Here is a 14,290-nt window from a genome sequence, read left to right as displayed (position 1 = left end):
CGTCAGCCCACCGACACCGAGACCATGTCGACGACGAAGACCAGCGTCGCGCCGCCCGGGATCGGCCCCTGACCGGCGGCGCCGTAGCCCAGGTCGCTGGGGATGGTGATGATCCGTCGGCCGCCCTCGGCCATGCCGACCACACCGGAACCGAAGCCCTCGATGACCCCGGGCGCCCCGGCGGTGAACGGCAGCGCCTGCTGGCCGCGGCTCCAGGAGGAGTCGAACTCCTCGCCGGTGCCGTAGAACGCGCCGAGGTACTGCACCTCGACGGCCGAGCCGGCCGCCACCACCGTGCCGTCGCCGACCACGACGTCGGCCACCACCAGCCCGCACGGCGGCGGGGCGTCGTCCGCGGGCACCTCGGGCTTCTCGGCCAGGTCGGTCGACACCGAGGACGGCGGCTGCGCGGTCGGCTCGGCGCTCACGCAGGTCGGCGTGGGGTCGGCCGAGGCCTCGCCGTCGTCGGAGCCGCAGCCGGCCAGCAGCACGGCGACGACGGGCAGGGCGAGCAGGGCGGAGCGGCGGTTCACGGGGTCCTCTCGGCGGGGGTGCGGGGTCCGGCTTCGAGGTCGCCCTCGGTCTCCAGGTAGACCTGCTTGAGCTCGGCGAGCAGCTGCGGGTCCGGCTGCGCCCACAGCTCGCGGTCGGCCGCCTCGAGCAGCCGCTCGGCGATGCCGTGCAGCGCCCAGGGGTTGGACTCCTCCAGGAACGCCCGGTTCTCCGGGTCCAGCACGTAGCTCTGGGTCAGCTTCTCGTACATCCAGTCCGCGACGACGCCGGTGGTGGCGTCGTAGCCGAACAGGTAGTCCACCGTCGCGGCCATCTCGAAGGCGCCCTTGTAGCCGTGCCGGCGCATCGCCGCGATCCACTTGGGGTTGACCACCCGGGCGCGGAACACCCGGGAGGTCTCCTCGACCAGCGAGCGGGTGCGCACGTGCTCGGGCCGGGTGGAGTCGCCGATGTACGCCCGGGGCGAGCTGCCGGTCAGCGCGCGCACCGTGGCGACCATCCCGCCGTGGTACTGGAAGTAGTCGTCGGAGTCGGCGATGTCGTGCTCGCGGGTGTCGATGTTCTTGGCCGCGACCGCGATCCGCCGGTAGGAGGTCTCCATGTCCGGCCGCGCGGAGACGCCGTCGAGGTCCCGGCCGTAGGCGTAGCCGCCCCACACCGCGTAGACCTCGGCCAGGTCGGCGTCGGTGCGCCAGTCCCGGCTGTCGATCAGCGAGAGCAGGCCGGCCCCGTAGGCCCCGGGCTTGGACCCGAACACCCGGGTGGTGGCCCGGCGGCGGTCCCCGTGCTCGGCGACGTCGGCGTCGACGTGCTTGCGGACGAAGTTCTGCTCCGGGGACTCCTCCAGGCCCGCGGCCAGCGCGACGGCGTCGTCGAGCATGGTCACCACGTGCGGGAAGGCGTCCCGGAAGAACCCGGAGATGCGCACCACGACGTCGATCCGCGGTCGCTCCAGCTCGGCCAGCGGGATCGCCTCGAGCGTCGTCACCCGGCGGGAGGCCTCGTCCCAGACCGGCCGGACGCCGAGCAGCGCGAGCACCTGGGCGACGTCGTCCCCGCTGGTGCGCATCGCCGAGGTGCCCCACACCGACAGGCCGACCGAGGGCGGGTACTCCCCCGTCTCGGACAGGTAGCGCTCCAGCAGCGACTCGGCCAGGCCCTGCCCGGTCTCCCAGGCCAGCCGGGAGGGCACCGCGCGCGGGTCGACGGAGTAGAAGTTCCGGCCGGTCGGCAGCACGTTGACCAGCCCGCGCAGCGGGGAGCCCGAGGGCCCGGCCGGCACGTAGCCGCCGTCCAGGGCGTGCAGGGCCATGTCGATCTCGTCGGTGGTCTTCGCCAGCCGCGGCACGACCTCGTCGACGGCGAACTGCAGCACCCGCTCGACCTCGGCGTGCGGGGCGCCCAGCACGTCGACCACCAGCGGGGCGACGGCCGAGGACACCCAGCCGGCCTCCTCCATGCCGGTGACCAGCGCGAGCGCCCTGCCCTCGACCTCGTCGGTCTCGTGCAGCCCGGCCGAGCCGTCCTCGACCAGGCCCAGCGCCTCGCGCAGCCCCGGCATGGCGACCGAGCCGCCCCAGATCTGCCGGGCCCGCAGGATCGCCAGCACCAGTCCGACCCGGGCGTCGCCCTCGGGCGGGGAGCCGAACACGTGCAGCCCGTCGCGGATCTGGCTGTCCTTGATCGCGCACAGCCAGCCGTCGACGTTGAGGATCATCTCGTCGAACTCGGCGTCGTGCGGCCGGTCGTCCAGGCCCAGGTCGTGGTCGAGCTTGGCGGCCTGGATCAGCGTCCAGATCTGCTGCCGGACGGCGGGCAGCTTCGGCGGGTCCATCGCGGCGATGTTGGCGTGCTCGTCGAGCAGCTGCTCCAGCCGGGCGATGTCGCCGTAGGTGTCCGCGCGGGCCATCGGCGGCACCATGTGGTCGACCAGCACGGCGTGCGCGCGGCGCTTGGCCTGGCTGCCCTCGCCCGGGTCGTTGACCAGGAACGGGTAGACCATCGGCAGGTCGCCGAGCGCCGCGTCGGGCGCGCAGGCCGCCGACAGGCCCACGGTCTTGCCGGGCATCCACTCCAGGTTGCCGTGCTTGCCCACGTGCACGACCGCGTGCGCGCCGAAGGACGACCGCAGCCAGTGGTAGGCGGCGAGGTAGTGGTGGGACGGCGGCAGGTCCGGGTCGTGGTAGATCGCGATCGGGTTCTCCCCGAAGCCGCGCGGGGGCTGCACCATGACCACGACGTTCCCGGCGCGCAGCGCGGCGAAGACGATGCAGTCGTCGGTCGGGTCCACGAAGAGCTCACCGGGCGGCGGGCCCCAGTGCTCGACCATCCGGTCGGTCAGCTCGGCGGGCAGCGAGTCGAAGAAGGTGCGGTACTCGGCGGCCGGGATGCGCACCGGGTTGCCGGACAGCTGCTCCTGGGTGAGCCAGTCCGGGTCCTGGCCGCCGGCCTCGATGAGGGCGTGCACCAGCGCGTCGCCGTCCAGGTCGGCGACGCCGGGCAGCGACCCCTCGCCGTCGAACGGGCCGATGTCGTAGCCCTGCCCGGCCATCGCGGCCAGCAGCCGGACGACCGACGCCGGGGTGTCCAGGCCGACCGCGTTGCCGATCCGGGAGTGCTTGGTCGGGTAGGCCGACAGCATCACCACGATCTTCCGGTCGGCCGGGGCGGTGTGCCGCAGCCGGGCGTGCGCGACGGCGATGCCGGCGACCCGGGCCGAGCGCTCCAGGTCCGGGACGTAGGAGGTCAGGCCCTCGTCGTCGACCTCCTTGAAGGAGAACGGCACGGTGATGATCCGGCCGTCGAACTCCGGGATGGCGACCTGGTTGCCGACGTCCAGCGGGGACAGCCCGTCGTCGTTGGCCGCCCAGGTGGCCCGTGGGGTGCCCAGCACCAGGCCCTGGATGACCGGGATGTCCAGGCGGGCGAGCTCGCCGACGTCCCAGGCGCCGTCGTCCCCCCCGGCCTGCGCGGTGGCCGGGCGGGAGCCGCCGGCCGCGAGCACGGTGACCACCATGGCGTCGACGGTGCGCAGCACGTCGAGCATCTCCGGGGCCACCGACCGCAGCGAGGCGCAGTAGACCGGCACGGGCACGCCGCCGGCGGTCTCGACCGCCTCGCACAGCGTGTGCACGAAGGCGGTGTTCCCGGCCAGGTGGTGCGCCCGGTAGTACAGGACGGCGACCCGCGGGCCGGTCGCGGTGGACTCGCGCCCGAGCAGTCCCCAGTCCGGCGCGACGGCCGGGCGCTCGAAGCCCTCGCCGTCCAGCAGCACGGTGTCGGCCAGGAAGCGGTGCAGCTCGACGATGTTGTCCGGGCCGCCCTGCGCCAGGTAGGCGTGCGCGTCGGTGGCCACGCCCATCGGCACGGTGGACATGCCCATCAGCTCGGCGTCGGGCAGCTGCTCGCCGCCCAGGACGACGACCGGGACGCCGAGGCCCAGCAGCGGCGCGACCATGTCCTCGTACTTGCGCCGGGAGCCGAGGATCCGGACGACGACCAGGTCGGTGCCGGTGGCGAACTCGACCAGGTCGCCGACCCGGTAGGGGTTGCCCAGCTTCCAGTCGGAGTCGCTGGACCGGGCGGCCAGCAGGTCGGTGTCCGACGTGGAGAGCAGCGTGAAGGTGCGCATGGTGTGAGGCCTTCCCTCGGGGTCCGCGCCCCGGTTCGTCGGGCACGGCGACGTGGAGTGTCTGGCTCACCCCGAGGGGTTCACAGTGGCGGGACCGCGCCGGGGTCGCACCGGCTTCCTGCCACGTGGCCGTGGTTGCCCCGGACGCTACCCGGCGACGTCGGCGAAGCCGTCGGGGACGACGGCCGGGCCGGCCTCGTCGGGACGCGGCCGGTCCTCGGGGTGCGCGCGCAGGGCGATGAGGGCGACGTCGTCCTCCGGGCGGGCCGGCAGGTCGGCCAGGACCCGGTCGCACAGGTCCTCCAGCGGCAGGCCGGCCTGCACCAGCCGACCGACGGTGGCCACCAGCCGGGCGGTGCCGGCGTCCAGGTCTTCGCCGCGCCGCTCGACCAGCCCGTCGGTGTACAGCAGCAGCGTGCTGCCCGGCGCCATCACCACCGTGCGGTCGTGCCGGGTCACCGAGTGGTCCACGCCCAGCAGCAGGTCCCGGCCCTCGAGCAGGCGGACCTGCCCCTGCTCGTCCACGAGCAGCGGCGGCGGGTGGCCGGCGTTGGACCAGCGCAGGGTCCGGCGACCGAGGGCGTGGTCGTCGTCGGCCTGCTCCACCCGCGCGGTGAGCACGGTGGCCAGGGTGCCGACGTCCAGCCCGGTGATCGCCCGGTCCAGGGTGGTCAGGCCCTCCGCCGGGGTGCCGCCGGTGGCCCAGGTGATGCCGCGCAGCAGGTTGCGCAGGGCGCCCATGGTGGCCGCGGCCTCCCGGTCGTGGCCGGTGACGTCGCCGATGACCAGGTGGGTCGCGCCGTCCGGGCCGAGGAAGGCGTCGTACCAGTCGCCGCCGATCTGCGCGTCGGCCGCGGCCGGCAGGTACCGGGTGACCACGTGCAGGTGGTCGGGCTCGGGCGGGGCGGTGAGCAGGGACCGCTGCAGCGTCTCCGACATCCGGGCCACCGCCCCCAGCGCCTCCCGGGCGGACTCGGTGGAGGCGATCCGGGTGAGGGTCTGGGCGGTGAGCGAGGCCAGGGCGCCGATGAACTCGCGGTCGGCCGGGCGCCACCAGCGGTCGGTGCGCTGCCCGATGGCCAGCGAGCCGATCACCCGGGAGGTCGACCGCAGCGGCACCGAGCACCCGGCCCGGACCCCCGACCGACGCCAGAGCTCCGCCGCGCCCGGGAAGTCGCGCTCCACGGTGTCCAGGTCCGGCACGAAGTGCGATCGCCCGGTCACCGCGGAGTCGACCATCGGCAGCGGGTGGTCCCGGGGCAGCCGGTCGACCCGGGCGAGGGTGTCCTCGTCCAGCGAGGCGTCGACGACGGTGCGGATCGGCGACCGGTCGTCGTCGGCCAGGCAGAGGATCACCCCGGTCGTGCCCAGCGCGGCGGAGGCGTGCCGGGTGACCACGGCCAGCGCCCCGGCGACGGTCTCGGCCCGGCCCAGCGCCCCGGCCACCCCGATCAGCCCGGCCATCCGCTGGGCGTCGGCGTACTGCTGGTGGGCCGCCTCGCGCGCGTCGGTGACGTCGGTGTTCGTGCCGACCATCCGCACCGGTCGGCCGGCGTCGTCGCGCAGCACCCGCCCCAGTGCGGCCACCAGGCGGACGGTGCCGTCGGGCCACACCACGCGGAACTCCGCGTCCAGCCGACCGCCCTGGTCGATGGCCTCCTGCAGCGCCTCGCGGACCAGCGGTCGGTCGTCGGGGTGGATGCCGCGGTCGATGTCCCCGACCAACCCGGTCAGGGTCTGGTCGGTCAGGCCGAACATGGCGATGCTGCGGTCGTCCCAGACGAGCACGTCGGTGCGCAGGTCCCAGTCCCACAGCCCTGTCCCGGCGGCCTCGGTGGCCAGCGCCAACCGGGCCCGGGCGACCTCGCGCTCCCCGGGGGACATCACCACATCCGAGATCATGCCGTACGGAAAGGCCTGGACCGGTGCTCCGCGCGGCGGCCCGTCGAGGTGGCGGGCCGCCGCGCGGCAGCGCTCAGTTCCGGGCGCGCAGCTCGCGCCGGAGGATCTTGCCGGTGGTGGTCTTGGGCAGCTCGTCGACCACCTCCACGTACCGGGGGTACTTGTAGGCCGCCATCCGCTCCTTGGCCCACGCGATGACCTCGTCGGTGTCGATGGTGGCGCCCGGCTTGGCCGACACGTAGGCCTTCACCGTCTCGCCCCGGACCTCGTCGGGGATGCCCACCACGGCGACCTCGCGGACCGCCGGGTGGCCGTAGAGGACGTCCTCGACCTCGCGCGGCCAGACCTTGTACCCGGCCGCGTTGATCATGTCCTTCTTGCGGTCGACCAGGAAGAACCAGCCCTGGGCGTCCATGAAGCCGACGTCCCCGGTGCGCAGCTCGCCGCCGGGGATGGACTCCGCGGTGGCCTCGGGCCGCTCCCAGTAGCCCGGCACCACCTGCGGACCGGAGGTGGCGAACTCCCCCACCTCGCCGACCGGCACCTCCTCGCCGTCCTCGCCGAGCACGCGGACGACGGTGTCGTAGACCGGCACCCCGACGCTCAACGCGCCGGAGTTCTCGTCGACCGGCGCCTTCACGCCCATCGGGACGCCGTGCGAGGGGCTGTTGGTCTCGGTCAGCCCGTAGATGTTGTGCACGTAGACGCCGAGCTTCTCCTCCAGCTGGTCGGTCACCGCCGGCGCGATCGGCGCCCCGCCGGAGTAGACCGCCCGCAGCGACGCGAAGTCCTCCCGGACGGCGCCCGCGGCGTTGCCCAGCGCGATGAAGACCGCGATGGCCCCCACGGTGAAGGTCGGCCGGTGCTCGCGGATCGCCTCGAGCACGACGTCGGGCTGGAACCGGTGCGCGATGACCAGCGGGCAGCCGACCAGCATCGCGATGGCCACGTGCCCGATCAGGCCGGTGATGTGGAACAGCGGGGCCACGCCGAGGACGACGTCGTCCGGCCCCAGGTGCATCCACTCCCGGTACGTGTACGCGTTGAACACCATCGTGGAGTGGGTGTTCATCGCCCCCTTGGGCCGGCCGGTGGTGCCCGAGGTGTAGGTCAGCACCCCGACGTCGGACCCCGACAGCTGCACCGGCGGCGGCTGCTGCCCGGCGTACCGCTCGACCAGGCCGGCGAGGTCCACGGTGCCCTCGGGGGTGGTCTTCGTCGTGCCCTCGAACAGCCGCGGGTCGGCCCGGGTCTGGTGGTCCAGGCCGGAGCAGGTGACCACGGTGGTCACCGACGTCTCGGGCAGCACGCCGGCGGCCACCGACGTGTACAGCTCGTCCAGGCACAGCAGCGCCGTGGCCCCGGAGTCGGTGAGCAGGTAGGTGAGCTCGGCGGACTTGTTCATCGGGTTGATCGCCACCGCCGAGCCGCCGGCCTTCCACGCACCGAGCAGCCCGATGACGAACGCCGGGTCGTTCTGCACGTACAGGCCCATCCGGTCGCCGGCGCTGAACCCGCCCTCCAGCAGGCCCAGGGCGAGGGCGTCGGAGGCGGTGTCCAGGTCGGCGAAGGTCAGCGTGCCGTCGAAGTACCGGATCGCCACGGCGTCCGGGGTCGCGGCCAGGGTGGCCTCGAAGACCGCCAGCAGCGTGTCGTGCTCGGGGGTGATCGAGGCGGGCTGGCCCTCGCCGTAGAGGGCCAGCCAGGGCTTCGCGGCGTAGACGCCCGTCACTTGATGGCCAGCGGGTTGACCGGGGAGCCCGAGCCCAGGTGCACCTTCAGCGGGGCCGCGGCGTAGAGGAAGGTGTACTGGCCGTCCTCGGCGGAGCTGGCGGCCAGGGTCTCCAGGTCGGCGATCTCGGTGAGGGTCACGCCCAGGTTGCGCATGAGGGCGCAGTGCAGCGGGAGCGCGGTGCCGTTGTTGGGGTCGTAGGTGACCTCGTTGGCGATGGTGTCGGTGACCAGGTTGGGGATCTCCATGTCCTGGAACCAGCGCACCAGGCCGTCGCTGTAGACGAGGCCGGGCTCGCAGAAGCCGTCGTAGAACGCGTCGCCCTGCTCGTGGAACAGCTGCAGGAAGTTGGTGCGGATGACCAGCACGTCGCGCTTCTCGATGGTCACGCCCTGGGCCGCGGCGCACGCCTGCAGGTCCTCGTGGGTGAAGGTCTCGGCCTTGTCCAGGGTGGCCTTGTCGCGGAAGCGGGCCATGTCCAGCAGGATGCCGCGGCCGACGACGCCCTTCTGCGCGATCGGCTCGACGCTGGCCTTGTCCAGCCCGCCGACCGTCGTCCGGGCGTCGTAGCCGTTCCAGATCTGCCCGCCGTACCAGACGTGGCCCAGCGCGTCGTACTGCGTGGAGCCCTGCAGGAAGGCGTTGATCTTGTCGTCGGCGTAGTGCAGGCCGCCGGGGAAGGCCGGGCCGTCGGCGCCGTCCCAGCTGGACTCGTCGAGGACCTGGGTGCGCTCGGCCGGGGTCCGCCCGGGCCACACCGGGTCGCCCTTGGGGTCGCCGATCAGCCGCTGGAGGGTGTGGACCTCGCCCTTCTTGACGTGCTGGATCCCGCGCAGCACCTCGTCGGCGGTGAGGTAGTTCAGCGCGCCGACCTCGTCGTCGGGGCCCCACTTGCCCCAGTTGCTCGGGGCGTCGGCGAGCAGGTCGGTCATCTCGGGGACGGGGGGCTTCTCGGTGCTGGTCATGGCGTCTCCTCGTCGAGCGTCAGACGGCAGCGGACCGAACGGTCGTCCGGTCCGCGCGTGGTGGACTGGATGATGCAGGTCACATGCGAGAGGGGTCAAGACCGGTGGACGGCGGTCGACCGAGCAGCGCCAGGGCGAAGCCGACGTACTGCTCGGCCAGCTCCTCCGGGGCGGTCGGACCACCGGGCCGGTACCACTGCGGGATGGCCGTGCACAGGGTGACCACGGCCCGGGCCGCCGTCCCCGGGTCGGCGACGGCGAGCAGCCCGGCGGCGACCGCGGCGGCCACCTCCTCGTCGACGGCCTGCTGCTGCGCCCGCCGGACGGCGGCGACCCGCACGTAGTCCTCGGGCCGCAGGCTGCGCATCTCGCTGGCGCCCAGGAAGCTGGTCGCGCGCCGGTGGCTGTGGAACAGCGCCAGGCACTCGACCAGCGCGGCGACCCGCTCGAGCGGGCCGGCGCCCTGCGCCCGGGCGGCCCGCATGCGGGCGTCGAGCTCGACCATCGTGCGGTCCAGCAGCGCGACCAACATGTCGTACTTGCTCTCGTAGTAGTGGTACAGCCCGGACACCGACAGGCCGGCGTGCGCGGCGATCGTCCGGATGGTCGAGCCGTGGTAGCCGACCTCGACGAAGGTGGCCAGCGCGGCGGCCAGGGCCGGGTCGAGCTCCAGCGGGCCGTACCGCCGCCAGTCGCCGTGGTCGCCGTGGTCGCCCGGCCGGTCCGGGGGGACGGCACCGCCCAGCCCGGCGAGCACACCGGGGCCCGGCCCGGACCGGCCGTCCGGGTCGAACACCCGGGCCACCGGGACGCCGAGCAGGTCGGCGATCGCCGCGACCCGGACCGCGCTGACCCCGGTGTGGCCGTTCTCCACCGCGCTCAGCGTCGCCGGGCTCACCCCGAGCCCGGCGGCGAGTGCCCGCAGGCTCACCCCGCGGGCCGTCCGCAGCCTGCGGATCGAGGCCCCGATCGACGGCTCCTCCCCCATGCCCAGCACCTCCGACCGGCTCGGCCCCGTCGGTGGTCGCTGCTAGCGTGCCGCGACCGTGCACCGGAGCACGTGTTCAGGAAGGCTGATCATGACGCACCCGCTCGCCGCCCCGTCCAGCACCGCCGTCGACCTGCACGCCCGGATGGTGGACTTCCTCCGCGAGGAGGTCCTCCCGGCCGAGGCCGAGTACGAGGCGCACCGGCGCGCAGCCGGGCCCGACGGCCACGACGCACCCCCGGTGATGGAGCGGCTCAAGGCCGCGGCCCGCGCCCAGGGCCTGTGGAACCTGTTCCTGCCGAGCGAGTCCGGGCTGACCCAGCTGGAGTACGCCCCGCTGGCCGAGCTGACCGGCTGGAGCCTGGAGCTGTTCCCCGAGGCGACCAACTGCGCGGCGCCCGACACCGGCAACATGGAGCTGCTGCACCTGCTGGGCACCCCCGAGCAGAAGCAGCAGTGGCTGGAGCCGCTGCTGGCCGGGGAGATCCGGTCGGCGTTCGCGATGACCGAGCCCGCGGTGGCCAGCAGCGACGCCACCAACATCGAGACCCGGATCGAGCGCGACGGTGACTCCTACGTCATCACCGGCCGCAAGTGGTGGACCTCGGGCGTGCTGGACCCGCGCTGCGCCGTCCTGGTGGTGATGGGCAAGACCGACCCGGGCGCCCAGAAGCACCGGCAGCAGTCGATGCTCGTGGTCCCCCGCGACACCCCCGGCGTGGTGGTCGAGCGCGACCTGCCGGTGTTCGGCCAGCACGACCAGCACGGCCACGGCGTGGTCCGCTTCGACGGCGTCCGGGTGCCGCTGACCAGCGTGATCGGCGAGGAGGGCGGCGGGTTCGCCGCCGCGCAGGCCCGGCTGGGCCCCGGCCGGATCCACCACTGCATGCGGGCCCTCGGTGCCGCCGAGCGCGCGATGGCGATGATGGTGGCCCGGGTGCAGGAGCGGGTCGCCTTCGGCCGTCCGCTGGCCGAGCAGGGCGTGGTGCAGCAGCAGATCGCCGAGTCCCGGGTGGACATCGACCAGGCCCGGCTGATCTGCCACCAGGCCTGCCAGGTCATCGACACGATGGGCAACAAGGCGGCCAAGGACCTCATCGCGATCGCCAAGGTCGCCGTCCCGCGCGCGGCCTCCCGGGTCATCGACCGGGCCATCCAGGTGCACGGCGGGGCCGGCGTCACCGACGTCACCCCGCTGGCCGCGATGGCCGGCTGGCACCGGGCGATGCGGCTGTTCGACGGCCCCGACGAGGTGCACCTGCGCTCGCTGGCCAAGTCCGAGCTCGGCCGCACCCCCGTCGTCCCGCTGCCGCCGGTCACGGTCTAGGGAAACGACTTCCGCTGGCCCTCGGCCCCGTCGTAGGGGCCCACGGCGTGCGGAGCGCGTCGTGGGGGGCGACGGGGTCCTTCGTTTGCCGATTCGGCACGGATCGTTGCGGGGGCAGCAGAGCGACCGGCACCGTCGTCGGCATGGATGCAGACGTGGTGGTGATCGGTGGCGGGCCGGCCGGGCTCAGCGGCGCGAAGGCGCTGGCGCGCTCGCTGCGCTCGGTCGTGGTGGTGGACGACGACCGGCCGCGCAACGCGGCGGCCGACGGCGCGCACAACGTGCTCGGCAACGAGGGCATCTCCCCGCGGGAGCTGCTGGCGGTCGGCCGACGTGAGCTGGAGTCCTACGGCGGACGGGTCCGGCCGGGTCGGGTGACCGACGCCCGGGCGGCGGACGGCGGGTTCGAGGTGTCCCTGGCCGACGGCGGCGTGCTCACCGCCCGCCGGCTGCTGATCGCCTCGGGGACCGTGGACGAGCTGCCCGACGTCCCGGGCCTCGCCGACCGCTGGGGCCGGGACGTGCTGCACTGCCCGTACTGCCACGGCTACGAGGTGCGCGGCCAGGCGATCGGGGTGCTGGCGACCAGCCCCATGGCGGTGCACCAGGCGCAGATGTTCGGCCAGCTGAGCCCGGACGTCGTCCTCTTCGCGCACACCAGCGGGCTCACCGCGCCGCTGGTCGACCCCCGGATCCGGGTGGTCGAGGGCGAGGTCGTCGGCGTGGAGGTGACCGGCGACCGGCTCACCGGCGTGCGGCTCGCCTCGGGCGAGGTGGTGCCCCGCCGGGCGGTGGCCGTGGCCTCCTTCCCGCGGGCGCGGACCGAGCACCTGGCCGGGTTGGCGCTTCCGGTGGAGGACCTGCGGATGGGCGACCAGGTCCTGGGCACGAAGCTCGTGGCCGACCACATGGGCCGCACCCCGGTCCCCGGGGTCTGGGTCGCGGGCAACTCGGCCGACCCGATGGCCCAGGTGGTCGGGTCGATGGCCGCCGGGCTGTGGGCCGGTGCGCAGCTGAACATGGACCTGATCACCGAGGACACCGCCCGGCTCGTCGCGGCGGGGTGAGCCCGGGGGCGCTCAGCCCCGGGTGCCGACGACGACCGTGGCGCCGCGGTCCTCGTCGGCCACCACCCGGCCGGCCAGCCCGCCGGCGGTGACCGCGGCCAGGGTGCCGGGCGCCTGCCGGCGGCTGGTCTCCAGCAGCAGGGAGCCCCCGGGCGCCAGCCAGTCGCGGGCGCCGGCGGCCACCCGGCGGTGCAGGTCCAACCCGTCGTCCCCGCCGTCCAGCGCGATCGCCGGCTCGTGGTCGCGGGCCTCGGGCGGCATGTCGGCGATCGCTTCGGTCGGCACATAGGGGGCGTTCACGCACAGCAGGTCGACCCGGCCGCGGAGGTCGCCGGGCAGCGCGTCGAACAGGTCGCCGGCCAGCGCGGGGACCCCGTTGCGCCGGGCGCAGGCCACCGCCGCCGGGTCCAGGTCGGCGGCGGCGACCAGGGTGGAACCGGGCAGCCCGGCGACGACGGCGAGCCCGACCGCCCCGCAGCCGCAGCACAGGTCGACGACCCGGGACCCGCCCAGCGCGATCGCGGTCTCCACCAGCAGCGTCGTCCGCTGCCGGGGCACGAAGACGCCGGGGTCCAGCAGCACCCGCAGCCCGCAGAACTCCACCCACCCGAGCACCTGCTCCAGCGGCTCGCCGGCCACCCGTCGGGCGACCAGGGAGTCGGTGTCCCGGCCGTCGGCGACCAGCAGCGCCGCCTCGTCCTCGGCGAACACGCACCCGGCCGCCCGCAGCCGGGCCACGACGTCGACGCTCACCCGGGCAGTGTGCGCGCCGTCCCGGCCGCGGCGGTCGGCCAGGACGGCGTCCACCGGCCGGCCAGCGCGTCCTCGACGTCGGCCCGCCAGCCGCGGACCTCGCCGGCGTCCAGGTCGGCGGTCCGCCCGGCGACGGCCACCAGCCGGTCGGTCCAGGCCCGCAGCTCCGCGTCCAGTGACCCGGACGGGGCCCGCCAGGCCAGCTCGCGGAGCACCCCGGCCACCCGCCGCAGCACCGCCGGCGAGCCCTCCGCGTACTGCAGCGGCTCCTCGAGGCCGAGCTGCAGCAGGGCCGGCAGGCTCCACTGCGGCACGACCAGCCGGGTGCCGCCGTCGGCGTCCCGGGTGACCGCGGGACCCAGCGGGCGGTGGGCCAGGTCGCCGAGCAGCGCCGAGACGTGGCCGAGCCCGTGCACCGCGGTGGTCGGGTCGTTCGTCCCGGGGCTCAGCGCCCGGGCGACGATGTCGACGACCTTGCGCAGGCTGTAGGAGACGTCGCGGTCGACGGTGCGCTCGAAGGCCAGGTGCAGGTGCCGTCCCAGCGCCGCGCGCAACGGGTGGAGGTCCGTGCCGGCGGCCGCCCAGACGTGCGCCACCGGCACCCCGGCCACCACGGAGTCCCCGATCCGGGGTTCCAGCAGCACCACGGCGTCGCAGTCGGCGGCCGCCCGGGCGAGCGCCTCGTCGTCCAGGTCGATGAGGAAGCCGCTGGACCCGACGGCCAGGCGGGTGGCCGGCCCGGTGGGCAGCGTCGGCGCAGGCGCGTCGGGGTCGGCGCCCAGCTCCTCGTCGTAGGTCCGCATCGCCTCGTCGTGGACGTCGCGCAGCATCGTCTCCACCCGCAGCGACCGGGCGAGGTGCCCCAGGAAGAGCAGCAGCGCGACGACGGCGCCGAGGGTGAGCAGGTAGGCGACGGTGATGGACAGCCGCGGCACGAAGGCCGTGCCGGTGGTGCCGCCGTCCTCGGTGCGCACGGTGCGCAGCACGGTCAGCGCGTAGACGAACGTCAGCACCAGCTGGCCCAGGGTCAGCTGCACGACCCGGTCGGTGACGAACGTCTGCAGCACCCGCGGGGAGTACTGGCTGCTGGACAGCTGCAGCGCGACCACGGTCAGCGAGAAGACCAACCCGGTCACCGAGATCAGCGAGCCGGAGATGGCCGCCAGCACGTCCCGCGCGGCCGAGGCGCCGCCGCCGAAGGCGAAGGTCAGCGGGCTCCGGCCGTCCTCGCCCTCCAGCAGCTCGTCCAGCGCGGGCAGGGCGACGCCCAGCCCGATCGCGAGCACCACGCCCGCCATCGGGATCGGCCACAACGAGCCCCGGGCCCGCCGCCACAGCCGGCGCGGGACGCTGCTCCTGCTCACTCGGGGATCACCGGCGCAGTGTGCCTGGCCCCGTGCGCCGCGGCCGGG

The 14,290-nt window shown here is 74.5% G+C and carries 10 protein-coding genes and 1 riboswitch; of the genes, 2 read left to right on the top strand and 8 right to left on the bottom strand.

The window, feature by feature from the left end:
- Positions 1 to 2 precede the first annotated feature (2 nt).
- The 6 genes from UXQ13_RS00535 to UXQ13_RS00510 form a co-directional block, all read right to left on the bottom strand.
- Entirely contained in the window at positions 3 to 533 is a 531-nt protein-coding gene (locus UXQ13_RS00535) for an FKBP-type peptidyl-prolyl cis-trans isomerase (protein ID WP_225236153.1), read from the bottom strand.
- Positions 530 to 4,144 (bottom strand): cobaltochelatase subunit CobN, encoded by a 3,615-nt coding sequence (gene cobN / locus UXQ13_RS00530; protein WP_225234378.1) that lies wholly within the window; start codon positions 4,142 to 4,144, stop codon positions 530 to 532. The genes UXQ13_RS00535 and cobN overlap by 4 nt, the downstream gene beginning before the upstream one ends.
- 56 nt (positions 4,145 to 4,200) lie before the next feature.
- Positions 4,201 to 4,264, bottom strand: a riboswitch (cobalamin riboswitch).
- A gap of 27 nt (positions 4,265 to 4,291) precedes the next feature.
- Positions 4,292 to 6,046, bottom strand: coding sequence for a SpoIIE family protein phosphatase (locus tag UXQ13_RS00525; protein ID WP_336391613.1), 1,755 nt, complete (start codon positions 6,044 to 6,046; stop codon positions 4,292 to 4,294).
- A gap of 73 nt (positions 6,047 to 6,119) precedes the next feature.
- Positions 6,120 to 7,778, bottom strand: a complete 1,659-nt coding sequence (locus UXQ13_RS00520; protein ID WP_225234377.1) for a class I adenylate-forming enzyme family protein — start codon at positions 7,776 to 7,778, stop codon at positions 6,120 to 6,122.
- Positions 7,775 to 8,743 carry a cyclase family protein gene (locus UXQ13_RS00515; RefSeq protein WP_225234376.1) on the bottom strand — a complete coding sequence of 323 codons (969 nt, stop codon included), beginning with the start codon at positions 8,741 to 8,743 and terminating at the stop codon, positions 7,775 to 7,777. Before UXQ13_RS00515 ends, UXQ13_RS00520 begins: the two co-directional genes overlap by 4 nt.
- Positions 8,744 to 8,822: 79 nt before the next feature.
- Complete coding sequence (locus UXQ13_RS00510; protein ID WP_225234375.1) at positions 8,823 to 9,731, bottom strand: TetR-type transcription factor C-terminal domain-containing protein; 909 nt, start codon at positions 9,729 to 9,731, stop codon at positions 8,823 to 8,825.
- 91 nt (positions 9,732 to 9,822) lie between these two features.
- Here UXQ13_RS00510 and UXQ13_RS00505 point away from each other — a divergent pair, with 91 nt between their 5' ends.
- Together UXQ13_RS00505 and UXQ13_RS00500 are read left to right on the top strand one after the other, a co-directional pair.
- A complete protein-coding gene (locus UXQ13_RS00505) occupies positions 9,823 to 11,058 on the top strand; it encodes an acyl-CoA dehydrogenase family protein (protein ID WP_225234374.1) in 1,236 nt (411 codons plus the stop codon).
- A 143-nt stretch (positions 11,059 to 11,201) separates the two neighbouring features.
- Entirely contained in the window at positions 11,202 to 12,125 is a 924-nt protein-coding gene (locus UXQ13_RS00500) for an NAD(P)/FAD-dependent oxidoreductase (protein ID WP_225234373.1), read from the top strand.
- Positions 12,126 to 12,137: 12 nt separating this feature from the next.
- Here UXQ13_RS00500 and UXQ13_RS00495 read toward each other — a convergent pair whose 3' ends face one another.
- Both UXQ13_RS00495 and UXQ13_RS00490 read right to left on the bottom strand, forming a co-directional pair.
- Positions 12,138 to 12,878 (bottom strand): putative protein N(5)-glutamine methyltransferase, encoded by a 741-nt coding sequence (locus UXQ13_RS00495; protein WP_336391612.1) that lies wholly within the window; start codon positions 12,876 to 12,878, stop codon positions 12,138 to 12,140.
- On the bottom strand, positions 12,875 to 14,242 hold the full coding sequence (locus UXQ13_RS00490) for a DUF2254 domain-containing protein (protein WP_225234371.1): 1,368 nt from the start codon (positions 14,240 to 14,242) through the stop codon (positions 12,875 to 12,877). Before UXQ13_RS00490 ends, UXQ13_RS00495 begins: the two co-directional genes overlap by 4 nt.
- Positions 14,243 to 14,290 lie beyond the last annotated feature (48 nt).

This window comes from Klenkia terrae (assembly GCF_037083865.1).
GTDB classification, from domain to species: Bacteria; Actinomycetota; Actinomycetes; order Mycobacteriales; family Geodermatophilaceae; genus Klenkia; species Klenkia terrae.
This window is presented reverse-complemented; position numbering and strand designations above follow the sequence as displayed.